The following is a 22672-nucleotide window of genomic DNA, read 5'->3' as shown; positions in this document are numbered from 1 at the left end:
CCCGGAGCCGTCAGGCGAAGATCATCGACGAGAGACTGCGCCGGCCCTTCAGCACCGCGGGGTCCTTGGGGCCGAGGCTGTCGAAGAGCGTGAAGAGCCGGGCCTTCGCCGCGCCCTCGTTCCACTCGCGATCGCGGCGGAAAAGCTCGAGCAGCTGGGAAATCGCGCCTTCCGCGTCGCCCTTGGCATAGAGCGCGTCGGCGAGATCGAACCGCGCCTGGTGGTTCGCGGGATCGCGCTCGACCTCGGCGGCGAGCTCGGCGGCCTCGCCCGCGTCGGCGCCGCTTCCGGCCAGTTCGATCTGGGCGCGGGCGGCGAGGATCGCGGGGTCGTTGAGCTTTTCCTTCGGCGCGAGGCCGAGGATCGCCTTCGCCTTGTCGATCTCGCCGAGCGCGAGATGCGCACGCGCGAGCCCGCCGAGCGCGGCGGGGTTGCCCTCATCCTCGACGAGGATCGCCGAGAAGGTCTGCGCGGCATCCGCGACCGCGCCCTCTTCAAGCATCTCCTCGGCCATCGCCAGCGCGTCCTCGAGCCCGGCATTGCCGCCGGATTCTGCGATGAGCCGGTCGAGGAAGGCCTTGATCTGCGCCGGCGACTGCGCGCCCATGAAGGCGTCCACCGGCTGGCCGCGGTAGAAGGCGAAGACGGCGGGGATCGACTGCACCCTGAGCTGGGCGGCGAGCCGCTGGTTCTGGTCGACATCGACCTTGACCATGCGGATCTTGCCCTTCGCCGCCGCCACCGCCTGTTCGAGCGCGGGGCCGAGCGTCTTGCAGGGGCCGCACCAGGGCGCCCAGAAATCGACGATGACCGGGACTTCCATCGACGCTTCGATCACATCGGCCATGAAGCTGGCTTCGTTCCCGTCCTTGACGAGGTCCGAAGGGGGCTGCTTGGGGGGTGTGAGATCCATTGCGACTATCCTCATGCGACGCGCGCGGGCTGCGTCCGGTTGCCGAACTAGGTGGGTGAGCGGGCCGCGGGCGTCAAGCCAAAACCCGGCCATTTGTCGTTCCCGGCCCCGCTTGGCCCCCTACCTGGCCTCGATCCGGCAGCCGCTGCGCCCAACGGAGCGCCGCCCGCGACGTTCAGACGGTCTCGCACCGCGCCATGAGGTCGCGGAACCGCGCGATGAACGCCTGCTTGACCTCCGCCGGCGGACGGGGCGTCAGCGCATGGCCTTCGAGCCCGGCCGCCCGGGCGTCGCCGAAATACCGGTCGGCCTCGCTCACCGTGAACCCGGCAAGCCGCACCGCCTCGATCCAGGCGGAGATCCGGTCCGCCCGCTTGATCCGCGCCTTGATCGAAGGCGGCAGGACCGGGGGCAGGCCGAAGCGGACATGCACCGCCTGCGCGAGCCGCTTGTCGAGCGCGGCGTAGCCGCCGCCGACCGCCGCCTTCACCGGCGAGATCATGTCCCCGATCACGTATTCCGGCGCGTCGTGGAGCAGCGCCGCGAGCCGCCAGCGCGCCTGGGGCCTCGGGTCTAGCTGCCCGTAGATCTCCTCGACCAGCAGCGAATGCTCGGCCACCGAATAGGGGAAGTCGCCGATCGTCTGCCCGTTCCAGCGCGCGACGAAGGCGAGGCCATGAGCGATGTCCTCGATCTCGATGTCAAGCGGCGAGGGGTCGAGCAGGTCGAGCCTGCGCCCCGACAACATCCTCTGCCATGCGCGCGCCTGCGCCATCTCCGCCTCCCGCGTCGTGCGCCTCGTCGTGGGTTCCCGGTGCTAGCCCCCGCCGCCGTCCTTGTCGAGACGCGTGGCCATGGGCGGGAGCGGGGTCACTCCGGGTCGCGCACCGTGAGATCGTCGGGGAAGCGCGAGAGGTAGGAGATCATCGGCCGGGTGCTGAGGAGGTGCTTGAGGTAGAGCTTGTAGAGAAAGCCGGGGTTGGCGTGCGGCGGCGTGCCATCGGGGCCGATCGCGGGGAAATCGGGGAAATGCGTCGCGAGAAAGGCGCGATAGGCGCGGCGGAACCGCGGAGGCAACTCGCCGCCATCGTGTTTCCAGGGCTTCTTGTGGCCGATGAAATGCACGACATTGGCCCCGACCATCCCCTCCAGCAGCCGCGTGGCCCAGGTGTACTGCCAGTTCCAGAGCGGCGAGAGTTCCGCCCAGTCGCCGCGCAGAGTGGCGTTGATCAGGTCCTGGTCGAGACCGATCTGCTCCGGCGGATGGCTCGCGCCGAGTTCGAGGCAGCGGTCCAGCACCTTCTGCTCCTCATAGGCGGCGGTATCGATCAGAAGCACGCCGCTGTTGAAATAGGGCGCGCGCGGCAGGCCCAGCCGCTTGCTGGAGCGGGGCAGCCGTCCCGGCGTGCGCCACTGCGAATTGTCGCGGACGGCGCCGAGCGCGTGGCCGCGGAGGTCGATGTCGAGGAGCGCCGAGAAATCGCCCGCCTGCGGGAAGGTGTCCGCGTCGAGATAGAGCAGGCGGCGGTACTGCCCCGCGAAGGCGCGGGGCAGGGCGTAGCGCAGATAGGCGGTCTCCGTCCGGCGAGCGTCGCGGCAAAGCGCGGCGAAGACGCCGCCCGTCTCGACGCGGCAGGGGCGGGCGCCGATCGGCTCGAGGCCCGCCGGGATTTCCGGCATCTCCATCGACGCGAGGCAGATGTCGAAATCGCGCCCCGGCGACAGCGCGGAGATGAGGAAGGCCGCGAGCCAGGCGAAAGGCATGTAGTTGCCGTCGCAGGCGAAGACGATCGCCTTGTCGTGCGCCGGGCCCATGTCGGAGATGAGGCGGATCGTCACTCGAGGTCTCCCGTTGACCGTCAACCCACGCGGTCAACCCAGGCGGGCGGGAGCGTGAAGCCGCCGGAATTAAGCACCGCATCTAAGACTGCGCGGCCCGCGGTTGTCGAGGGCGGGATCGGCTGCTAAACGCGGGCTGGGTTCGAGTTCGGCCAATGTCGTTCGGAGTTTTTCGCATGAGCACTGATTACGTAGTCAAGGACATCAATCTGGCCGAGTTCGGTCGCAAGGAACTGGATATCGCCGAGACGGAGATGCCGGGGCTGATGGCGCTCCGGGCCGAGTTCGGCGCGGCGCAGCCGCTCAAGGGCGCGCGGATCGCGGGCAGCCTGCACATGACGATCCAGACCGCGGTCCTGATCGAGACGCTGGCCGCGCTCGGCGCCGAGGTCCGCTGGGCGTCCTGCAACATCTTCTCGACGCAGGATCACGCCGCGGCGGCGATCGCGGCGAGCGGCATCCCGGTCTTCGCCGTGAAGGGCGAGACGCTGGAGGAATACTGGGCCTATACCGACCGGATCTTCGATTTCGATGACGGCGCCAACATGATCCTCGACGACGGCGGGGATGCGACGATGTACATCCTGACCGGCGCGCGGGTCGAGGAAGGCGAGACCGATCTGATCGAGACGCCCGGCTCGGAGGAGGAGATCTACTTCTTTGCCCAGATCAGGAAGCGCCTCGCCGCCGATCCGGGCTGGTTCGTCAAGCAGCGCCACAAGATCAAGGGCGTCTCCGAGGAGACGACGACCGGCGTTCACCGCCTCTATCAGCTGATGGAGAAGGGCCGGCTGCCCTTCCCGGCGATCAATGTGAATGATTCCGTCACCAAGTCGAAATTCGACAACAAGTACGGCTGCAAGGAATCGCTCGTCGATGGCATCCGGCGTGCGACCGACACGATGATGGCTGGCAAGACCGCCGTCGTGCTCGGCTACGGCGACGTGGGCAAGGGGTCCGCCGCCTCGCTGCGCGGCGCCGGCGCGCGCGTGCAGGTGACCGAGATCGACCCGATCTGCGCGCTTCAGGCGGCGATGGACGGGTTCGAGGTCGTCCGCATGGAGGATGTGGCGGGCAAGGCCGACATCTTCGTGACCACGACCGGCAACAAGGACGTGATCCGGCTCGAGCACATGCGCGAGATGAAGGACATGGCCATCGTCGGCAATATCGGTCATTTCGACAACGAGATTCAGGTCGCCGCGCTCAAGAACCTGAAATGGACCAACATCAAGGATCAGGTGGACATGATCGGCTTCCCGGACGGGAAGCGGATCATCCTGCTGAGCCAGGGCCGGCTTCTGAACCTCGGCAATGCGACCGGTCATCCGTCCTTCGTGATGTCGGCCTCCTTCACCAACCAGGTGCTGGCGCAGATCGAGCTCTTCACCAAGGGTGACGAGTACGAAAACAAGGTCTACATTCTGCCGAAGCATCTCGACGAGAAGGTGGCGCGGCTGCATCTCGAAAAGATCGGCGTGAAACTGACCGAACTGCTGCCGGAGCAGGCCGATTACATCGGCGTCGCGGTCGATGGCCCGTTCAAGGCCGATCATTACCGCTACTGATCATTTCCCTGATCGTCCCCGCCGCGCCCGGTTTCTTCCGGGCGCGGCGATGTCTCGGGTTTTCGTCGAACAAGGCTCTGAGTCACCTCAATTCCTTCGCATGATCTTCTTGCCTTGCGCGCTCGTGCTGGCATAGTGATCCCCACGGCGGCCGAGGCAGAAGCGCCCGACAGACCCGCCGTTTCCTCCAGGTTTCAGTTTGCGTCCCGCGCGGGCCCTGTCGGTCCCGGGACCATGCGTGGCAAGGCTCTCAGCCTTCGCGCCCGATCGCGCGCTCCGTCCGGTGTGGGGTCCGGATGGCGCGGGCATGGGCGCGGCGGCCGGGCCGGGGGAAAGCCGCGCGCGCGCCGGGGAAGCTCTTTGAGGGGAGGGCTTCCCCGACGACGTTTTACCGACGAAGCCCCGCGGGGCCGTTTCCGCGGGGTTCCGGAACGCGGGCGGGAATCGGGCGTTGCGTCGGGGTGGTCTCGTTCCCGGTTCCGGGGCAGACTCCGGGACGGAAGCGGATATGAGGAACAGGCATGAGCGTCGGACTGATCGCCCTGCTCGATGACATCGCGGGCCTTGCGAAACTCGCAGCCGCCTCGGTGGACGACGTGGTCGGCCACGCGGCCAAGGTCAGCGTGAAATCGACGGGAATCCTGATCGACGACGCCGCCGTGACGCCGCGCTATGTCGTCGGCCTGGACCCGAGCCGCGAACTGCCGATCATCGGCCGGATCGCCAGGGGCTCGCTCATCAACAAGCTCGTGTTCCTGCTGCCGATCGCGCTCCTGCTCGGCCAGTTCGCGCCCTGGGCGATCCCGCCGCTCCTGATCCTCGGCGGCTGCTATCTCGCCTATGAGGGGGCGGAGAAGGTCTACGAGATCCTCTTCCACCGGGGCGAAGGCCATCACGACAAGCCCGAACCGGAGGCCGCGACCCCCGACAAGCTCGAGGATGCCAAGGTCGCGAGCGCGGTCAGGACCGATTTCATCCTCTCGGCCGAGATCATGGTCCTCGCGCTCTCCTCGATCCCGGACCAGGGGTTCTGGAGCCGCGCCGCCGTGCTCGCGGTCGTGGCGCTCATCATCACGGTCGCCGTCTATGGCGTCGTCGCGCTGATCGTGAAGGCCGACGACATCGGCCTTGCGATGGCGAAGGGCGGCGAGGGGATGCGCCGCCGGATCGGGCTCGCGATCGTCAAGACGACACCGCCCTTCCTGAAGCTGCTGGCGGCCATCGGGACGGCGGCGATGATCTGGGTCGGGGGCGGCATCCTTACCCATGCGCTCGAAAGCCTCGGCGTCTCCGAGCCCGGGCATACGATCCACGCGCTGTCCGTCGCGGCGCACGAAGCCGCGCCCTTCGCTCCGGGGCTTTTCGGCTGGGTGGTCGAGGCGGCGTGCTTCGGCGTGATCGGCCTCGCGGTCGGTTTCGCGCTGATCCCGCTCGTCGGTTTCGTCATCGAACCGCTGGCCGCGCGCCTGAAAGGCCAGCCGGCGGACTGAAGCTTCGCCTGAAGGACTTTCAGGCATTTCCGTTCCAGCCCGCGCTTGCGACGATCGGCCGGACCGGGCTAGAATCGTTCCAATCGGCGCGCCGGGATTCCCCCGCGTTCCAACGGGATGCGGCTTTCGTCGGGGCTGGTTCCCGAAGCCGGAAAAATGCTAAGGCACGAGGACGCGCCTGGCGCTTCCGGTGGCCGAGAACCGGGCGATCCGGGCGGAGCCCTCCGTCTCGCCCTGTCGTGCCCGGGGTGGGCGCGCCAATGCCGAAGGAAGCGAGATGGACTACGATTCCCTGTTCCGCCAGCATCTGGACGCGCTCCGCGCCGAAGGCAACTACCGCGTCTTCGCGGAACTGGAGCGCGAGAACGGCGCCTTCCCGCGCGCACGCCGTCACGCGGACGGCCGGACCAGCGGCGTAACCGTCTGGTGTTCCAACGATTATCTCGGCATGGGCCAGCATCCGGCGGTTCTCGCCGCGATGCACGAGGCGATCGACCGCTGCGGCGCGGGGGCGGGCGGCACGCGCAACATCTCCGGCAACAACCACGACCACGTCCTGCTCGAAGCCGAGCTCGCCGACCTGCATGGCAAGGAGGCGGCGCTGCTCTTCACCTCGGGCTATGTCTCGAACTGGGCCGCGCTCGGCACGCTCGGTGCGAAGCTCGACGGCTGCGTGATTCTCTCCGACGCGCTCAACCACGCCAGCATGATCGAGGGCATCCGTCATTCCCGCTGCGAAAAGCGGATCTGGAAGCACAATGATCCGCGCGATCTCGAACGGCATCTCGCCGCGCTCGATCCCGCCGCGCCGAAGGTCGTCGCCTTCGAGAGCGTCTATTCGATGGACGGCGACATCGCCCCGATCGCGGAGATCGTCGAGGTCGCCGAGAAATACGGCGCCATGACCTATCTCGACGAGGTGCACGCGGTCGGGATGTACGGGCCGCGCGGCGGCGGCGTCGCCGAGCGCGAGGGGCTGATGGACCGCGTGACCCTGATCGAAGGCACGCTCGGCAAGGCCTTCGGCGTCGTCGGCGGCTATGTCACCGGCTCGCGCGATCTCGTGGATTTCATCCGCAGCTTCGCGAGCGGCTTCATCTTCACCACCGCGCTGCCGCCGGCCGTCGCCGCCGGCGCCCGCGCGAGCATCCGGCACCTGAAGGAAAGCGGGATCGAACGCGCGCGCCAGCGCGCCAATGTCGCGAAGGTCCGCGCCAGGCTCGACGCGATCGGAATCCCGCATCTGCCGAACCCGAGCCACATCGTCCCGGTGATGGTGAAGGACCCGGTGAAGTGCAAGATGCTGTCCGACATCCTGCTCCGCGACTACGGCGTCTATGTCCAGCCGATCAACTATCCGACCGTGCCGAAGGGCGGCGAGCGGCTGCGGCTGACTCCGACTCCCTATCACAGCGACGCGGATATCGATCACCTGATCGGCGCGCTCGGCGATCTCTGGAGCCGCTGCGCGCTCTCCCGCGCGGTGGCCTGAGCGGGTGGCTCAGCCGGGCGGCTTGGGGCCGGTGGAGCGGCCTCGGGCGCTTTCGGTATCAGGTGATACCCGGCAATCCTGATCAGATCGCCTCATTTCACTGATCCGGGCGATCGCGGCTCTTGAAAATTCTGACTATCCTTGTCAGGTAAGGGAGTGCCCGCTGCCCGAGAGCGACTCGCCATGCCCGACATCGAAATGCCCGACTTCGAGACAGACCTTGATCGCCACCGTGAAATGGTTGTTCAGCCATGATCATCTGTTCCTGCGCCAAGATCAGTGACCGGGACATCCACCAGGCGATCGACTGGATGCGCGACGCCGACGCCTATACGCTCATCACACCCGGCAAGATCTACCGCGCCCTCGGCAAGACGCCGGAATGCGGGGCCTGCATCCGTCTGTTCATCGAAAAAATGCGCTGCAACGACAAGCTCGGGGTTCCGGCGGAACTCAGGAGCCTGCGGCGTCGCTCGCGACTGACAGTCGTATCGGAATGAGACCCCGCGCGGGAGACAATTTTTTCGCCTAGTTTAGAACGATTCCATATTGCGCCCCACGAGCCGCTTGCCTAAGTTTCGATACGTAGGCGGGCGGTCCTGCCCGTCTTGGTGTCTCGGAGGGCAAGCTCATGAAGGGTGACGAGGGCGTCATCGATTTCCTCAACAAGGCGCTGCGCGCCGAGTTGACGGCGGTCAGCCAGTACTGGCTTCACTACCGGCTGCAGTCGGACTGGGGCCTTGGCAAGCTGGCGCAGAAATCCCGCGTCGAGAGCATCGAGGAAATGAACCACGCCGACAAGCTGATCGACCGGATCATCTTCCTTGAGGGCCATCCCAATCTGCAGACCCTCGACCCGCTCCGTATCGGCGAGAATGCCAAGGAGACGCTGGAATGCGATCTCGCGGGCGAGATGGACGCGGTGAAGCTCTACAAGGAAGCGCGCGACTATTGCGAGAGCGTGCGCGACTACGTGTCGAAGAACCTGTTCGAAGAACTGCTGACGGATGAGGAAGGCCACGTCGATTTCCTCGAGACGCAGCTCGACCTGCTCGGGCGGATCGGCACGCAGAACTACGAACAGCTCAACGCCGAGCCGGCGCCAGCGGCCGAGTGAGCTCCCGCGGGTCGTGTGTTTCGGCGACCCGTTCCCGTCGATTCGATCGCGCGCCCAGCGCGCGATTGCCGGACTGGGGCGCGAGGGCTAGTCTCCCAAGGGCATTCGCCCGCTGGAGAGACCGTATGAAGCCCCTTCGCGCTCCCATCCTCGCCCCGTTGCTCGGTGTCGCGCTGCTCTTCGGCCTGGTCTCCGGACCGGTTCAGGCCCAGGACACCGCGCCGAACGAGGGGACGCCGCCGGACTCGACCCCGGCCGAGTCGCCAGCCAGCCAGCCGCCAGCCAGCCCCGCGCCAGCGAGCCAGACGCCAGCCAGCCAGGGCGGAGAGGATCAGGCGGGTGAGGACGGGCCGACCGTGCTCCGTCTCGAAACCGGAAGTCTCGCCGCCGTCTACTACCCGGTCGGCGTCGCGCTTTGCCGGCTGCCCAACCAGCATCGCCCCGAGACCAGCCTGCGCTGCGCCGCCGTGCCGAGCGAGGGTTCGGTCGCGAATATCGAGGCGCTCCGCGCCGGCGAGGCCGATCTCGCGCTCGCCCAGACCGATACCGCGGCCGACGCGGTCGCAGGCGAGGGCGCCTTCGCGGACGCCGGTCCGATGGACGGGCTCCGCTCGGTCATGTCGCTCTATCCCGAGCCGGTGACCATCGTCGCGCGCGCCGATTCCGGCATCGCCTCCCTCACCGATCTTCAGGGCAAGCGGATCTCGCTCGGCCAGGCCGGCTCGGGCCAGCGCGCGCTGGCCGACGCGCTGATGGGCGCTCTCGGCTGGGACGCCGCCAGCTTCGCCGAGACGCCGGATCTGCCGACCGAGGACCTCGCCGCGGCGCTCTGTGGCGGCGAGATCGACGCCTATCTCGTCACGATCGGGCATCCGGCGCTCGTGGTGCGGGAGACGACCCGGGGTTGCGACGCGCGGCTCGTCCCCGTGACAGGGCCGGCGGTGGATGGCCTCGTGAGCGGGACGGCCGCGCTCGTCACCGCCGAGATTCCGGGCGGTGTCTATCGCGGCAATCCCGATCCGACCCCGAGCTTCGGTCCCGGCGCCACGCTCTTCGCCCGCGCCGAGACCCCGGAGGCGGAGGTGCGCGCCATCGTCGCGGGGATTTTTGGCGATTTCGACATGCTCTCCGGCCTCCATCCCGCGCTGGCCGGGCTCAGCCGCGAGGCTTCGGTCACGAGAGGGCTCGCCGCGCCGCTGCATCCCGGAGCCGAGAGCTATTATCGCGAAGCCGGCCTGATGCCTTAGGTCTAGTCGCGCGCGGAGCGCCTTGCGCGCCGGCTGCCGGTCCGCGACCGGCGCTATGCATCGCGCCTTTCCGGGCTGGCGAAGATGGGTGCCGGATGGGCGCCCGTCCACGTCAAAATTGACAAGTGAATCTATTGCGGGAAATCTGCCGCCAACGCGGCCGCGTCCCCGGATTCGATGGCGCGGCGAGAAGCGGCCTGAGCCGCGGAGGGAGGACGACATGAAACACCTGCTCACGACGGCGCTCACGACAAGGCTCACGGCGGCGCTGCTCGGCTCCGCGCTCGCGGGATCGGCGATGGCCCAGGAACTCACCGTCGGCGTCAGCTGGTCCAATTTCCAGGAAGAACGCTGGAAGACCGACGAGGCGGCGATCAAGGCCGAACTCGAGAAGCTCGGCGCGACCTATGTCTCGGCGGACGCGCAGAGCTCGCCGTCGAAGCAGCTCGCCGATATCGAGAGCCTGATCGCCCAGGGCGCGAACGCGCTCATCATCCTCGCCCAGGACAGCGCCGCCGTCACGCCCGCGCTCGACGCGGCGGAGGCCGAGGGCATCCCCGTCGTCGGCTATGACCGGCTGATCGAGGACCCGCGCGCCTTCTACCTGACCTTCGACAATGTCGAGGTCGGCCGGATGGAGGCCGCGGCCGTCTTCGCCGAGGCGCCCAAGGGCAATTACGTGATGATCAAGGGCTCGCCCACCGATCCGAACGCCGATTTCCTGCGCGCGGGGCAGCAGGAAGTGCTGCAGGCGGCGATCGACGCGGGTGATGTCACCATCGTGGGCGAAGCCTATACCGATGGCTGGCTGCCCGCGAATGCCCAGCGGAACATGGAGCAGATCCTGACCGCGAACGACAACAAGGTGGACGCGGTGGTCGCATCCAACGACGGCACGGCGGGCGGGGCGATCGCGGCCCTGAACGCGCAGGGCATGGCGGGCATCCCGGTCTCCGGTCAGGACGCGGATACCGCCGCGCTGAACCGGATCGCGCTCGGCACGCAGACCGTGACGATCTGGAAGGATTCGCGCGAACTCGGCAAGACGGCCGCGGATATCGCCGTGGCGCTGGCCGGCGGCGACGGCGCGGTGGAGGGGGCGGAGAAATGGACCTCCGCCGGTGGGATCGAGCTCGATTCGATCTTCCTCACCCCGGTGCCGATCACGCAGGAGAACCTCAACCTCGTCGTCGAGGCGGGATGGATCACCAAGGACGCGCTCTGCGCCGGCGTCCCGGCCGGCAGCGTCACCGCCTGCGACTGATCCCTCCCAGGGGGCGCCGGCCCGGGCGCTCCATCCCGTATCCCCCGCGGCTCCGAACCTTCCGGGGCCGCCCCGCCTGGTCCCCGTGTGACCGGAGACTTCCCACATGAGCCTCGGCAAGGCCTTCAAGCATCTCGGGATCGACCTGCGCCTCGCCGGCATGATCGGGGCGCTCTTCCTGATTTGGCTCCTGTTCGACCTCTTCACCGGTGGCCGGTTCCTGACGCCGCGCAATCTCTTCAACCTCTCGGTCCAGACCGCCTCGGTCGCGGTCATGGCGACGGGCATGGTCTTCGTGATCGTGACCCGACATATCGACCTCAGCGTCGGCTCGCTCCTCGGCTTCCTCGGCATGATCATGGGGACGCTGCAGCTGCATTACCTGCCCGGGATCTTCGGCCATGGCACGGCGGCGGTCTGGATCGTCGCCGTGCTCGCCGGAATTCTCTGCGGCGTCCTGCTCGGCGGGTTCCAGGGCTGGATCATCGGCTATCTCAATGTGCCGGCCTTCATCGTCACGCTGGGGGGGCTGCTGGTCTGGCGCGGCGCCGCCTGGTGGGTGACGAGCGGCCAGACGGTCGCGCCGCTCGACCAGACGTTCAAGCGGCTCGGCGGAGGGACCGGAGGCTCGCTCGGCGCGACCTGGAGCTGGATCATCGGCATCGCCGCCGTCGCCGCCGCCGTCGCGATGATCTTCAACGCCCGCAAGCGCCGCGCGCGCCACGGCTTCCCGGTGAAGCCCTTCCCGGCGGAACTCGCGCTCGCGGGCATCGTGAGCGCCGGCATCCTCGGCTTCGTGGCGCTGATGAACGCCTACAAGGTGCCTGAGACCGCGGCGCGGCGCATTCTGGAGGCGCGGGGCGAGCCGGTTCCGGAGGGGCCGATCGACATGGCCCAGGGCATCGCGATCCCGGTGGTGATCCTGCTTGTCGTCGCGGTGGTGATGACGGTGATCGCGCGGCGCACGCGCTTCGGCCGCTACGTCTTCGCCACCGGCGGCAACCCGGACGCGGCGGAACTGTCGGGCATCAACACCCGGCTCCTGACCGTCAAGATCTTCGCGCTGATGGGCGCGCTGACCGCGATCGCGGCGGTGATCGCCTCGGCGCGCCTCGGCTCGGTCGGCAACGACCTCGGCACGCTCGACGAGCTTCGCGTGATCGCCGCGGCGGTGATCGGCGGCACCGCGCTCTCGGGCGGCATAGGCACGATCCACGGCGCAGTGATCGGCGCGCTCATCATGCAGAGCCTGCAGTCGGGCATGGCCATGGTCGGCGTCGACGCGCCGCTGCAGTCCATCGTCGTCGGCGTGGTGCTGGTCATCGCGGTTCTGGTCGACATCCTCTATCGGCGGAGGTTCGGCCTGTGAGCGCCGCCGCGCGCCCAGGGGAAACCCCGCTCGTCGAGATGCGCGACATCCGCGTCAGTTTCGGCGGTGTGCACGCCGTCGATCACGTGAGCGTCGATCTCTACCCCGGCGAGGTCGTCGGCCTGCTCGGCCACAATGGCGCGGGCAAATCCACGCTCATCAAGGTGCTCTCGGGCGCCTACCAGGCCGATTCGGGAGAGATCCTCATCAACGGCGAGAAGGCCGAGATCCGCTCGCCTCGCGATGCGCGGCGCTACAATATCGAGACGATCTACCAGACGCTCGCGCTCGCCGACAATCTCGACGCCGCCTCGAACCTCTTTCTCGGGCGCGAGATCGTGACGCCGATGGGCTTCGTCGACGACGATGCGATGGAGGCGGAGACGCGCAAGATCCTGAAGCGGCTCAATCCGAACTTCCAGAAGTTCCACGCGCCCGTGAAGGCGCTCTCGGGCGGTCAGCGGCAGTCGGTCGCGATCGCCCGCGCGGTCTATTTCGACGCGCGCATCCTCATCATGGACGAGCCGACCGCGGCGCTCGGCGTTCGGGAGACGCAGATGGTGGGCGAGCTCATCGAGCATTTGAAATCCGAGGGGATCGGGATCTTTCTCATCTCCCACGACATTCACGATGTGATGGATCTCTGTGATCGGATCACGGTGATGAAGAACGGCCAGCTCGTCGGCACCGAGCGGGTCGAGGACGTGACCGAGGATGACATTCTCGGCATGATCATCCTCGGAAAGAAACCCGCGCCCAGGGCCACGACCTGACGCGCGGGATACCTCGGGAGAAAGCATGTATATCGGGATCGACATCGGCACCTCATCGGTCAAGGCCGTGCTCTTCGACGACGCGCAGAAGATCCTCGCTCAGTCGAGCGTGGCGCTCAGCGTGCAAAGGCCGAACCCCGGCTGGTCGGAGCAGGACCCCGAGGCCTGGTGGGCGGCGGTCGAACAGACGATGGACGCGCTCGCCGCCGAACGGCCGCTCGACGGGCTGCGCGGCATCGGTCTCTCGGGGCAGATGCATGGCGCGGTCTGCCTCGATCACGACGACAAGCCGCTGCGACCGGCGATCCTCTGGAACGACGGACGGGCGGCGGCGGAATGCGCGACCCTTGAGGCGGCCGAACCGCGGCTGCGCGAGATCTCCGGCAATATCGCCATGCCGGGCTTCACCGCGCCGAAGATCCTCTGGCTGAAACGCCACGAGCCGGAGGTCTACGCCCATATCGACACGGTTCTGCTGCCGAAGGACTACCTGCGCTTCCGCCTGACCGGGCACCATGTCTCGGACATGTCGGACGCCGCCGGCACGCTCTGGCTCGATGTCGCGGCGCGGGACTGGTCGGACGACTTGCTGGACGCGACCGGGCTCACGCGGGCGCATATGCCGCGTCTGGTCGAGGGTTCGGAAGCCTCGGGCGAGCTCAGGCCGGAACTCGCCGCGCGCTGGGGGATCAGGGGCACGGTCACCGTCGCGGGCGGCGCGGGCGACAACGCGGCCTCGGCCTGCGGCGTCGGCGTCGTGACGCCCGGCTCCGCCTTCGTCTCGCTCGGCACCTCGGGCGTGCTCTTCGTCTCGAACGCCGCCTTCTCGCCCAACACGAGCGGGGCGGTGCATGCCTTCTGCCATGCGATCCCGGCGACCTGGCACCAGATGGGCGTGATCCTCTCCGCCTCCGACAGTCTCGAATGGCTGTCGCGGATTACCGGACGGCGCCCGGCGGACCTCGCGGGCGCGCTCGGCAGGATCGACGGCCCCTCGCCGGTCACCTTCCTGCCCTATCTCTCGGGCGAACGGACCCCGCATAACGACGCCAATGCCCGGGGCGCCTTCATCGGGCTCGCCCAGAGCCACGGGCCGGCCGATCTGACGCAGGCGGTGATGGAGGGCGTGGCCTTCGCCTTCGCCGATTGCCAGGCCGCGCTCGGCGCGGCGGGCACGGATTTCGCTTCGGCGCTCGCGGTCGGCGGCGGCGCGCGCTCCGAGACCTGGCTCGGCATCATCGCCAACGTGCTGAACCGGCCGCTCGAAATACCGGCCGACGCCGACGTGGGCGGCGCGCTCGGCGCCGCGCGTCTCGCGATCTGCGCCGCCGAGGGCGCCGATCCGCTTGCCGTCTGCGCGCCCCCGGCGATCCGCGCGGTGGTCGAGCCCGACCCGGCCGCGGTCGCCCGCTACGCCGACGCCTATGCCCGCTACCGGGCGCTTTATCCCGCGATCAAGGAGATCTGAGCGATGAGCGACTTCTTCCAGGGCATCGCCCCCGTGAAGTACGAAGGCCCAGACAGCGCCAACCCCCTCGCCTTCCGCTATTACGACCGCGACCGGCTCGTCCTCGGCAAGCGGATGGAGGACCAGCTGCGTTTCGCCGTCGCCTACTGGCACAGTTTCGCCTGGGAAGGCGGCGATCCCTTCGGCGGCCGGACCTTCCTGCGCCCGTGGTTCGACGGCGGCATGGAGGCCGCGCGGCTGAAGGCCGAGGTCTGTTTCGAGATGCTCGACATTCTCGACGCCCCGTTCTTCACCTTCCACGACCGCGACGTGGCGCCGGAGGGCCAGAGCCTCGCCGAATCGAACCGCAATCTCCGCGAGATCACCGATATCTTCGGCGAACTGATGGAGAAGACCGGCAAGAAGCTCCTCTGGGGTACGGCGAACCTCTTCTCCAACCGCCGCTACATGTCCGGGGCGGCGACGAACCCCGATCCGGAGGTCTTCGCCTATGCCGCGGGCCAGGTCCGCGCGGCGCTCGACGCGACCCATCGCCTCGGCGGGGCGAACTATGTGCTCTGGGGCGGGCGCGAGGGCTACGAGACGCTGCTCAACACCGACATGGAGCGCGAGCTTGAACAGCTCGGGCGGTTCCTGTCGCTGGTGGTTGATTACAAGCACCGCGTCGGCTTCCAGGGCACGATCATGATCGAACCGAAGCCGCAGGAGCCGACCAAGCACCAGTACGATTACGATGTCGCCTCGGTCTACGGCTTCCTCAGGCGCTTCGAGCTCGAAAAGGAGGTGAAGGTCAACATCGAGGTCGGCCATGCCGTCCTCGCGGGCCATTCCTTCGAGCACGAGATCGCGCTCGCCTCCGCGCTCGGCATCTTCGGAAGCGTCGATGCGAACCGAAACGACTACCAGTCGGGCTGGGACACCGATCAGTTCCCGAACAACCACCCCGAGATGACGCTCGGAATGTACCAGATCCTGAAGGCCGGCGGCTTCTACGACGGCGGGTTCAACTTCGACTCCAAGCTGCGGCGTCAGTCGCTCGACCCGGAGGATCTGATCGCCGCGCATGTCGGCGGCATGGATGTCTGCGCCCGGGCACTGCTCTCGGCAGCCGCGCTGATCGAGGATGGCAGCTTCGATCGCGCGCTGGCGGACCGTTACGCCGGCTGGGATGATACGGAAGCGCGCAACATGCTCGGCGGTGACGCGGATCTGGGTGCGATCGCCGACTGGGTCGAGACGGAAGGCATCGAACCGGAGCCCCGGTCGGGCAAGCAGGAGATGCTCGAGAACCTCGTGAACCGGTTCGTCTGAGGCCGATCGAGGCCCGATCCGGGGGAACCGGCCGCGCGCGTGGACGTTTGTCCGGCGAATGTTGACCGCGCCCGCGCGACGCGCCTAGCCTCGCGCGGGCTTGCAGGAGGGATGTGCATGAACACCGAGACGCGGAGCGAGGCCGGAAAGGCTGTCGAACAAGGCGTGGAAGCCGTCACCGAGGAAGTCAGCCGGCTCCGGTCAGAACTCGCGGGTCTGGTCGAGAGCGCCGGGCAGATCGGCCGCGAACGGATGAACGCGATCGCGCAGGACGAGCGGGTGACGCGGGGCCTCGCCGCCGGCGATGCCGCGATCGACGGCGCGACGCGGGAACTTCGCGCGCTCGAACGCGATATCGCCGAGGCGACCCGCGCCGATCCGTGGCGCGCGCTGGGTCTCGCGGCCGGGGTCGGCTTCCTGCTCGGCTTTCTCGCGCGTCGCTGACCGATGTTCGGCATTCTCCGCCTGTTCATCGCGCTGGGCACGGCGCGGCTCGGGGAGCTTCGCGTCCACACCGGGCGCCGGGTCATGTATTCGGCGCTGCTCGGCTTCTTCGGCCTGATCGCGCTCGTCTTCGGCCTCGTCGCCGCGACGGTCGCGCTGACGGAGGAGTTCGGCCGGCTCTACGCGCTCCTGATCATGATGGGGGGCGCGATCTTCTGCGCGCTGGTGGTGCTCATCCTGATGAACCTCGCCGAGCGCAAGCATCGCCAGGCCCAGCTGCGGCAGGAGGAGTTGCGCGCCCGGCTCTCGCAACTTGCGATGGTCACCGCCCTCGGCGGCCGGGGCCGGATGGGGCTCGTGAAGATGGCTGGGATCGGCGTCGTCGGTCTCGCCGCGCTGCTCGCGGCGCGAAACATGACCCGGAACGACGACGACGCGTGACGGCCCGGGAAGCCGCTCGCGACCTATGGCCGCCCGATGCGCGGGCGGCTACCCGCGCTCGCGCAGCAGCCGGGCCTTCTGCCGGTTCCAGTCGCGCTTCTTCTCCGTCTCGCGCTTGTCGGCCATCTTCTTGCCCTTGGCGATCCCGAGCTTCAGCTTCGCATAGCCCTTCTCGTTGAAATAGAGCGCGAGCGGGACCAGCGTCATCCCCTCGCGCCCGATGCCCTGCCAGAGCTTCGACAGCTCGCGCCGCGTCACCAGCAGCTTGCGCCGCCGCCGCTCCTCGTGCCCGAAGGCGCGGGCGCGGTCATAGGCGGGAATATAGCCGTTGATGAGCCAGAGCTCGCCATCCTCGACCGAGGCATAGCTCTCGGCGATATTCGCCTTGCCGGTCCGCAGGCTCTTCACCTCGGAGCCTTCGAGCACGATCCCGGTTTCGAGATCATCCTCGATGAAATAGTTGTGCCGCGCCTTGCGGTTCTCGGCGACGATCTTCTGTTTTGCTTCGCGCTTCTCGGCCATGATCCCGGCGATGTAGTGAGCCGAACGCCCACTGTCCAGCCGTGCGCGCCCCTGTTGCGTCTGCCAGGCGCTCCGGGCGAGACCCGCTTCCGGTGAGTTTCATACTGGCATGAAATCTATCGGGCAGTCCGCTCCCGGACCTGTCCGGGAGCGAGGGGCCCCGCCAACAGGCGGGGAGAAACCGGTTTCGGCCAACAGGCCGGCAACTCGGCCCGCGCAGCGGGCACGTTCAGTTCAGAAGCCCCGCGTGCCGCATCGCCGCGCGCATCCGCTCCTTGGTCGCATCCTCGAGCGGAACCATCGGCGAACGCACTTCCTCCGTGCATTTGCCGAGCAGCGACAGCGCGTATTTCGTCGGGCAGGGATTCGGCTCGGCGAAGGCGGCGCGGTGCAGCGGCATGAGCCGGTCCTGATAGTCGAGCGCCTTGGCGTAATCGCCCTCCAGCATCGCCTCCTGGAACTCGACGCAGAGCCGGGGCGCGATATTGGCGACGACCGAGATGCAGCCGACGCCGCCATGCGCGTTGAAGCCGAGCGCGCTCGCATCCTCGCCCGAAAGCTGCATGAAATCGGCGCCGCAGGCGATTCGCGTGTCCGACACCCGGGTGATGTCGCCGGTCGCATCCTTGACGCCGATGATCCGGGGCAGCCTGGCCAGCTCGCCCATCGTCGCGGGCGTCATGTCGATGACCGAGCGGCCGGGGATGTTGTAGATGATGATCGGGATCTCGACCGCGTCGTGCAGTGCGCGGTAATGGTGATAAAGCCCGCGCTGGTTCGGCTTGTTGTAATAGGGCGTGACCACCAGCGCCGCTTCGGCGCCGACCTTCTTCGCGAAGCGCATCAGGCGCACCGACTCCTCGGTGTTGTTCGAGCCCGCGCCCGCGATGATCGGGATGCGGCCGGCGGCGGTCTTGACGCAGAGCTCGATCACATGCTCGTGCTCCTCGTGGGTCAGCGTCGGCGTCTCGCCCGTGGTGCCGACCGCGACGATCCCGTGCGTGCCCTCGTCGACGTGCCAGTTCACCAGATCGACCAGCGCCTTCTCATCCACCGCGCCGTCGCGAAACGGGGTGATGAGAGCAGGAATCGATCCTCTGAACATGGCTGAGCCTCCCGAGTGGGCGCCGACCATCCGCGGGCGGCCGCCCGAAAACCGGCGCGACCCTAGTCGCGAAACCTTTCCGCCGCAAGCGCCGGATGGCGCCGCCGCGACCGCCGGGCACCGGCGCGCGGCTGACTTGGCGCGGGCGGTCTGCTATTGTCGGCCTCACACGAAACCGGGACGCCGGCGGCGCCGGGCCAACCCGGGCGCGCATGTCCCGAGGCACCTGATGACCCTGAACCACCGTCTGCTTCCCGCCGCCGCGGTCCTCGCGGCCCTGACGCTCGTTCCGACCAACGATCCGTCGGCCCAGACGCCGCCGCCCGATGGCCGCGCGCTCGCCGAGGCGATGGGCGAGGCGCGCGCGGGCGACTGGACCACGGCGCTCGCCCGCGCGCGGGCGGCGGATGCGAAGGTCGGCGCCGACATCATCCTCTGGGTCCGGCTGACCGATGGCGTGGCGCGGTTCGAGGAATATCGGGACTTCCTCGCCCGCGAGGACGACTGGCCGGGCCTGGAGCGGATCAGGCGCCGGGCGGAGGCGAAGATGCCGGAGAGCCTCGCGCCCGAAGCGGTCCTGGCCTTCTTCGGCGACGCGGCCCCGCTGACCCCGGCTGGGGCGCTGAGGCTCGCCAACGCGCTGGCCGCGCTCGGCCGGGACAGCGAGGCGCGGGACCTGATCGCCCGGACCTGGACGACGATGGCGATGAACGGCCTGGATCAGGCCGGGGTCCGCGCCGATTGGGAGGCGGTCGTCGCGCCGCATGATGTCGAACGGCTCGACATGCTGCTCTGGCGCGGCCTGACTGAACAGGCGGAAGCCATGCTGCCTTACGTACCCGAGGACTGGCAGGCGCTCGGCCGGGCGCGGATCGGGGTGCGGCGCGACGTGGAGGGGCTGATGACGCTGATCGAGGCGGTGCCGGAGCCGCTCGCGCAGGACCCGGGTCTCGCCTATGAGCGCTATCTCTACCGGGTGAAGCAGCGCCGCTGGCAGGACGCGGCGGAATACATGCTCGAACAGTCGACCTCGGCCGAGACGCTCGGCCGCCCCGAGATGTGGATGGAGCGGCGGGCCAATCTCGCGCGCGACGCGCTGCACCGGGGCGATGTCGAGACCGCCTACGGGCTCGCGGCCTCGGGTCATGGCACCTCGGGCGCCGATTACGCCGATGCCGAATGGCTGGCGGGGTTCATCGCGCTCACCCGGATGAACGACCCGGAGCGCGCGATCGGGCATTTCCGGACATTCGCCACCCTCGTGGGCACGCCGATCAGCCTCGGCCGCGCGGGCTACTGGCTCGGGCGGGCCGAGGCGGCGGCGGGTGACGCGCGGGCGGCGGAAGCGGCCTATCGCGAGGGGGCCCGGCATCAGACGAGCTTCTATGGCCAGCTCGCGGCGGAGGAGGCCGGCGTCGAGTTCGATCCCGGGCTCGCCACGGTGGCGGAGCCGGAAAACTGGCAGGCCGCGCCCGCGACGAGCGGCGCGGTGGCGCGGGCCGGGACGCTCTTCGTGCTCGCGGGTGACGACGCGACGGCGGCGCGGTTCTTCCGCCGGGCCGCCGAGGGGCGGAACCCCGAGGAGCGCGCCGCGCTGGCGCAGATGGCGATCGACGGCGGGCGGCCGCATATCGGGCTTCGCGTCGCCAAGGACGCGGCGGCGGAGGGGATGGTCCTGCCCGCCCAGTACTACCCGCCGCACCGGATGACGCGGGAAAGCTGGCCGGTTCCGACCGAATGGGCGATGGCGATCGCGCGGCAGGAATCCGAGTTCAACGCGCGCGCCGGCAGCGGCGCGGGCGCGCGCGGGCTGATGCAGCTCATGCCCGCGACCGCCGAGACCGTCGCGCGATCCGAAGGGCTCGACTACGACCGGGCGAAGCTGACGGCGGACCCGATCTACAACGCCCGGCTCGGCACCGGCTATCTCGCGCGGATGCTGGCACGATTCGGCGGCTCCTATGTCCTTGCCACGGCGGCCTATAACGCCGGGCCGGGGCGGGTCGAGCAGTGGGTGGCGGAATTCGGCGATCCGCGTCAGCCGGGGATCGACCCCGTGGTCTGGATCGAGGAGATCCCCTTCGCCGAGACCCGCAACTACGTGATGCGGGTGCTCGAAGGGATGCAGATCTACCGCGCGCGGCTGAACGGGCCCGGGCCGATCCGGCTCGCCGCCGACATCGGGGGCGCGGGCTGAGCCCCGAGGGCCGCGCGCCCCGGCGCGGGGTGAGGCCTTGACGGCGGACTTCCGGTGAGAAACGCTCCCCCGATGGCGCCCCGCCGTCTTCCCGATGCCATGGAGCGAGTGATGATCGACGGTCCGTACCTGCTGTTCCTCGGCGACGCGCCGGATGCGCTGGCGGCGAAGGTCGCGCAGGGCATCCGCGACTGGCGGCCCGACGCGGCGATCGGGCAGTTCCGCATGGCCGGCTGCCGCGCCGACATGGGCCTGCCGGACATGACGCTCGCCGAGGCGGCCGCGGCCGGAGCGAGGACGCTGGTCGTGGGCGTGGCGAACCGGGGCGGCACGATCTCGCCCGCCTGGATCGAGGTCCTGCGTTCGGCGATGGAACACGGGCTCGACCTCGCGTCGGGCCTGCACAACCTGCTCCGGGACGAGCTGGAACTGACCGCGACGGCGATGGCGACGGGCCGCAAGCTGCATGACGTGCGGGTGCCGGATGTGAGATACCCGATCGCGAACGGCAAGAGACGCGCCGGCAAGCGCTGCCTCGCGGTGGGGACGGATTGCTCGGTCGGCAAGATGTACACCGCGCTCGCGATGGATCGCGAAATGCGGGCGCGTGGCATGAAGGCGACCTTCCGCGCCACGGGCCAGACGGGGATACTCGTCACCGGCGCGGGCGTGCCGCTCGACGCGGTGATCGCCGATTTCATGGCCGGTTCGATCGAATGGCTGACACCCGACAACGACCCCGATCATTGGGACCTGATCGAAGGGCAGGGGAGCCTGTTCCACGCCTCCTATTCCGGCGTCACGCTCGCGCTCATCCATGGCGGCCAGCCCGATGCGCTGGTGCTCTGCCATGAGCCGACGCGAAAGCACCTGCGCGGCCTGCCCGACTATCCGCTGCCGAGCCTCGAAGCCTTGCGCGATCTCTCCCTCACCATGGCGCGGATGGTCAATCCGGCGGCCTATGTCGCGGGGATCTCGATCAACACCGCCGGCTTGGCGGAGCGGGAGGCGGAGGATTACCTCGCCTCGGTCGAGACGCTGATGGGGCTGCCGACGGTCGATCCGTTCCGAAACGGCGCCGCTCGTCTGGTGGATGCGCTGAAGTGAGGATCAGCGTCGGCGAAGACACCTTTCCGCTCGCGCAGGTCTTCACGATCAGCCGGGGTTCGAAGACCGAGGCGCGGGTGCTGACCGTGCGGGCCGAGGACCGGGGCGTGACGGGCATGGGGGAATGCGTGCCCTACGCCCGCTATGGCGAGACGCTCGCGAGCGTCGCGGAGCAGATCGGCGGACTGCCGGAGGGGATCGACCGCGCCGCGCTCGCCGAGCTTCTCCCGGCCGGAGCAGCGCGGAACGCCGTCGATTGCGCGCTTTGGGACCGGGAGGCCAAGGCGGCCGGCAAGCGGGTCTGGGAACTCGCGGGGCTGGCGCGGCCGGGGCCGGAGATCACCGCCTATACGCTTTCGCTCGCCGAGCCCTGGGTGATGCGGGCGGAGGCCCGGAAGAATGCGCATCGTCCGCTCCTGAAGATCAAGCTCGGCGGCGAGGACGATGTCGTGCGGCTCGAAGCCATCCGGGACGGCGCGCCGAAGTCGCGGATCATCGTCGATGCGAACGAGGGCTGGAGCGCGGATCTCTACGCGCAGCTCGCGCCCGCCCTGGTCCGGCTCGGCGTCGAGGCGGTCGAGCAGCCGCTGCCGGCGGGCGAGGACGGGGCGCTCGCCGAGATGGCGCGGCCGCTGCCGGTGATCGCGGACGAGAGCTGCCATGACCGGGCGTCGCTCGCCGGGCTGATCGGCAAGTACGACATGGTGAACATCAAGCTCGACAAGACGGGCGGGCTGACCGAGGCGCTGGCGCTGCGCGACGCCGCGCGCGCGGCCGGTTACGGGGTCATGGTCGGCTGCATGGTCGGCTCCTCGCTCGCCATGGCGCCCGCGGTGCTGGTGGCGCAGGGCGCGGTGCTGACGGATCTCGACGGGCCTCTTCTGCTGGCCCGCGATCGCGCGCATCCGCTCGAATACGACGGCTCGGGCGTGCATCCGAGCACGTCGGAGCTTTGGGGATAACTCTGGGCATAAGTCCGGGAATCTGGGGATAAGTCTGAGGATG

The 22672-nt window shown here is 68.7% G+C and carries 21 protein-coding genes; 16 read left to right on the top strand and 5 right to left on the bottom strand.

All coding sequences use genetic code 11. The features are described 5' to 3' along the window. Positions 1 to 10 precede the first annotated feature (10 nt). The 3 genes from ACLJK8_RS00745 to ACLJK8_RS00735 all read right to left on the bottom strand — a co-directional run bounded on the left by ACLJK8_RS00745 (position 11) and on the right by ACLJK8_RS00735 (position 2752). On the bottom strand, positions 11 to 913 hold the full coding sequence (locus ACLJK8_RS00745) for a tetratricopeptide repeat protein (RefSeq protein ID WP_413148040.1): 903 nt from the start codon (positions 911 to 913) through the stop codon (positions 11 to 13). A 175-nt stretch (positions 914 to 1088) separates the two neighbouring features. Beyond that, complete coding sequence (locus ACLJK8_RS00740; protein WP_413148039.1) at positions 1089 to 1688, bottom strand: HD domain-containing protein; 600 nt, start codon at positions 1686 to 1688, stop codon at positions 1089 to 1091. Between the two features lie 95 nt (positions 1689 to 1783). After that, positions 1784 to 2752, bottom strand: a complete 969-nt coding sequence (locus tag ACLJK8_RS00735) for a glycosyltransferase family 8 protein (protein WP_413148037.1) — start codon at positions 2750 to 2752, stop codon at positions 1784 to 1786. Positions 2753 to 2928: 176 nt separating this feature from the next. Here ACLJK8_RS00735 and ahcY point away from each other — a divergent pair, with 176 nt between their 5' ends. The 13 genes from ahcY (at position 2929) to ACLJK8_RS00670 (ending at position 16736) form a co-directional block, all read left to right on the top strand. Continuing rightward, entirely contained in the window at positions 2929 to 4320 is a 1392-nt protein-coding gene (gene ahcY, locus ACLJK8_RS00730) for an adenosylhomocysteinase (protein WP_413148036.1), read from the top strand. 521 nt (positions 4321 to 4841) lie between these two features. Continuing rightward, positions 4842 to 5810: a DUF808 domain-containing protein gene (locus tag ACLJK8_RS00725; protein ID WP_413148035.1), complete on the top strand. Its 969-nt coding sequence runs from the start codon at positions 4842 to 4844 to the stop codon at positions 5808 to 5810. Positions 5811 to 6087: 277 nt separating this feature from the next. Further along, a complete protein-coding gene (gene hemA / locus ACLJK8_RS00720; protein ID WP_413148034.1) occupies positions 6088 to 7302 on the top strand; it encodes a 5-aminolevulinate synthase in 1215 nt (404 codons plus the stop codon). A gap of 251 nt (positions 7303 to 7553) precedes the next feature. Continuing rightward, positions 7554 to 7802 (top strand): bacterioferritin-associated ferredoxin, encoded by a 249-nt coding sequence (locus ACLJK8_RS00715; RefSeq protein ID WP_413148033.1) that lies wholly within the window; start codon positions 7554 to 7556, stop codon positions 7800 to 7802. A gap of 131 nt (positions 7803 to 7933) precedes the next feature. Beyond that, a complete protein-coding gene (bfr, locus tag ACLJK8_RS00710) occupies positions 7934 to 8419 on the top strand; it encodes a bacterioferritin (protein WP_413148032.1) in 486 nt (161 codons plus the stop codon). Between the two features lie 125 nt (positions 8420 to 8544). Next, the gene (locus tag ACLJK8_RS00705) at positions 8545 to 9666 is read left to right on the top strand and encodes a TAXI family TRAP transporter solute-binding subunit (RefSeq protein WP_413148031.1); all 1122 of its coding nucleotides are present in this window, start codon (positions 8545 to 8547) and stop codon (positions 9664 to 9666) included. 298 nt (positions 9667 to 9964) lie between these two features. Further along, positions 9965 to 10930: a D-xylose ABC transporter substrate-binding protein gene (xylF, locus tag ACLJK8_RS00700; RefSeq protein WP_413148256.1), complete on the top strand. Its 966-nt coding sequence runs from the start codon at positions 9965 to 9967 to the stop codon at positions 10928 to 10930. Positions 10931 to 11036: 106 nt separating this feature from the next. Next, on the top strand, positions 11037 to 12299 hold the full coding sequence (locus tag ACLJK8_RS00695; RefSeq protein WP_413148030.1) for a sugar ABC transporter permease: 1263 nt from the start codon (positions 11037 to 11039) through the stop codon (positions 12297 to 12299). 38 nt (positions 12300 to 12337) lie between these two features. After that, positions 12338 to 13072: an ATP-binding cassette domain-containing protein gene (locus ACLJK8_RS00690; protein ID WP_413148255.1), complete on the top strand. Its 735-nt coding sequence runs from the start codon at positions 12338 to 12340 to the stop codon at positions 13070 to 13072. 25 nt (positions 13073 to 13097) lie between these two features. Continuing rightward, positions 13098 to 14540, top strand: coding sequence for a xylulokinase (gene xylB, locus ACLJK8_RS00685; protein WP_413148029.1), 1443 nt, complete (start codon positions 13098 to 13100; stop codon positions 14538 to 14540). Between the two features lie 3 nt (positions 14541 to 14543). Then, positions 14544 to 15851, top strand: coding sequence for a xylose isomerase (xylA, locus tag ACLJK8_RS00680; protein WP_413148028.1), 1308 nt, complete (start codon positions 14544 to 14546; stop codon positions 15849 to 15851). A gap of 117 nt (positions 15852 to 15968) precedes the next feature. Next, on the top strand, positions 15969 to 16295 hold the full coding sequence (locus ACLJK8_RS00675; protein WP_413148027.1) for a glycine zipper domain-containing protein: 327 nt from the start codon (positions 15969 to 15971) through the stop codon (positions 16293 to 16295). A gap of 3 nt (positions 16296 to 16298) precedes the next feature. Continuing rightward, on the top strand, positions 16299 to 16736 hold the full coding sequence (locus ACLJK8_RS00670; protein ID WP_413148026.1) for a hypothetical protein: 438 nt from the start codon (positions 16299 to 16301) through the stop codon (positions 16734 to 16736). A gap of 48 nt (positions 16737 to 16784) precedes the next feature. Here the strand turns inward: ACLJK8_RS00670 and smpB are convergent, their stop codons facing one another. Both smpB and dapA read right to left on the bottom strand, forming a co-directional pair. Beyond that, positions 16785 to 17258 (bottom strand): SsrA-binding protein SmpB, encoded by a 474-nt coding sequence (gene smpB / locus ACLJK8_RS00665; protein ID WP_413148025.1) that lies wholly within the window; start codon positions 17256 to 17258, stop codon positions 16785 to 16787. A 229-nt stretch (positions 17259 to 17487) separates the two neighbouring features. Continuing rightward, complete coding sequence (dapA, locus tag ACLJK8_RS00660; RefSeq protein ID WP_413148024.1) at positions 17488 to 18363, bottom strand: 4-hydroxy-tetrahydrodipicolinate synthase; 876 nt, start codon at positions 18361 to 18363, stop codon at positions 17488 to 17490. A gap of 229 nt (positions 18364 to 18592) precedes the next feature. Here dapA and ACLJK8_RS00655 point away from each other — a divergent pair, with 229 nt between their 5' ends. The 3 genes from ACLJK8_RS00655 to dgcA all read left to right on the top strand — a co-directional run bounded on the left by ACLJK8_RS00655 (position 18593) and on the right by dgcA (position 22629). Continuing rightward, entirely contained in the window at positions 18593 to 20560 is a 1968-nt protein-coding gene (locus ACLJK8_RS00655; RefSeq protein ID WP_413148023.1) for a transglycosylase SLT domain-containing protein, read from the top strand. Between the two features lie 111 nt (positions 20561 to 20671). After that, positions 20672 to 21667, top strand: coding sequence for an N-acetyltransferase DgcN (gene dgcN, locus ACLJK8_RS00650; RefSeq protein ID WP_413148022.1), 996 nt, complete (start codon positions 20672 to 20674; stop codon positions 21665 to 21667). Next, entirely contained in the window at positions 21664 to 22629 is a 966-nt protein-coding gene (dgcA, locus tag ACLJK8_RS00645) for an N-acetyl-D-Glu racemase DgcA (RefSeq protein WP_413148021.1), read from the top strand. Before dgcN ends, dgcA begins: the two co-directional genes overlap by 4 nt. Positions 22630 to 22672: the final 43 nt, after the last annotated feature.

It is taken from the genome of Amaricoccus sp. W119 (assembly GCF_047275745.1).
Classification (GTDB): Bacteria; Pseudomonadota; Alphaproteobacteria; order Rhodobacterales; family Rhodobacteraceae; genus Amaricoccus.
Note: the sequence above shows the minus strand (reverse complement) of the source record. Positions and strands in the feature narration are given on the sequence as shown.